Origin of the sequence: Flavobacterium sp., assembly GCF_039916025.1 — a bacterium.
Classification (GTDB): Bacteria; Bacteroidota; Bacteroidia; order Flavobacteriales; family Flavobacteriaceae; genus Flavobacterium.
In genome coordinates, this window is sequence record NZ_JBDSMB010000203.1 from 1 (window position 1) to 1,768 (window position 1,768).

Annotated in this window: 1 protein-coding gene; it reads left to right on the forward strand. The window is 35.2% G+C overall.

What is annotated here, in order from left to right; genetic code table 11:
- The coding region (locus ABIQ27_RS14420; RefSeq protein ID WP_348034618.1) for a tetratricopeptide repeat-containing protein at positions 1–1,280 on the forward strand (1,280 nt) is incomplete at its 5' end.
- Between the last annotated feature and the right edge of the window lie 488 nt (positions 1,281–1,768).

Genomic DNA, 1,768 nt, shown 5'->3' on the forward strand with positions numbered 1-1,768 from the left:
TAAAGGATAAGGATAAGCCAGGTAAGTTTTTTACACATGTTCACATTCTGGCTCACGGAGGCAAGATAGACCAAGAATTTTCCGATTTTGAATTTGGAATTATTTTTGGCAAGGCAGGGGCAATTCCAACACCGACCGAATCAATAAAAAAATTGTGGGACAACATTAACAACAAGCCTTTCCTGGTGAATTATATGATTTGCGATGGTGCTAATTTTTCAAACCCCATGACTTCTGATAAGAATCCAGTTCAGGTAACACACAGGGCGGGTGTACCAATTGTTTTGGGCTCTCAATTCCCTCTTTCAATGCTTGGCTCTGTGTTAATCACAAAAAAACTTTATTCGGCTTTATTTAGAGGGATTGATATCAGGGAAATTTTGTACGATATAAGAATAGCTTTATTTGATCTCGGGCCAAGTATGCATGATTGGATAAGTCTTGTTTCTTACATAAGACTACCGGAAGGTTATAATGATTATTTATTTACAGCTTCCTTGCGCCTATTATCTGCTGAACTGAAATATATAAGACTTCAAACAGAACAGTATCTGAACAACAATCGTAGAAATGACGACGCGTTTTTAACAAACCGGCATCTTCTACTTGATTGCATAACCCTACTTGAACATAAAATGAAACAAATAAGCGGAAATAAAAAATATGAACAAGAAGAGTTGGAGAACCTTGGACTTTTGGGAAGTGCTTACAAACGGATGGCTGAGCTTTTTTTTATAAAAATGAAAACCAATGGCCAAAAAAAGTCAGAAGAAATCACTGAACAGAAATCATTTTTAAAAAAGGCTCTAGGATATTATAAGCAAGCTTGTGACAAGAATTTATCGCATCACTGGTCAATTGTCCAATATCTTTCATTAGATATTGTTTTAAACGGAAAAGTAACCTCGCCAGAATATTTGTACGTAGCAAAAAAATCAATTGATATTGCTATAGAAAATAAGCCTGATAGTTGGTGTTATGGATCCTTACTTGAATTATATCTTCTTCAACAAAATTCAGGTAGCGAAATGCGAAACAATGCATTAAATATTGTTACTGAATTAATCAAAAAAGCCTCGCAAGAAAAAGATTCTTATCCTATTGAATCAGCTTTTAATCAAATAAATCGATATCAAACCTGGTGGACACCTGATTTCGACTTTCCAATACTGAAAGATGTACTAATGGCTGATTCCAGCCTAATTTGTGAAATCCTCGAAAATTTAAGTGTAGGTAAGAAGGATATAGATACAGCAATTACAATAGATGCTGGTGTATAAATATCATTGATCAATTACATTAGTGGGTTAACAATTAACAAAAACCGGATGTAGTCGGTAAATGTTATGCAAGCTTAATTGCCAAGTATTGGAATGAGCGGAGCTTCTTCTTATACTTTTGTTTTGGCCATTTTATAGCGGCTTTCGTGTACAGGTCTCTTCCCAATTAACCCACTTCAATAATCGCTGATTTAATTGATACAAAACCCTGTACATATGTGCTGACCAAAAATTGCAATAATATTTTAACACGTATTGTATTAAGGTGTTAGTTTTTGTACTACAACATCCGTAAATACCCGAGTTGGCGGCGGATTGCTTTTGAAAAACAGCTTACCTACATTTGGTTTCGAATTAACAAAAATCACTTATAACATGAAGTATCCCTCAAAGCCCATCCGCCAGTCTGAAAAAGAAATCCGGACATTGTTAAGCATCCAGGAAAAAAGTGACCTCCCTGTCATTGCGTTTTGCAAAGCTCATAAAAT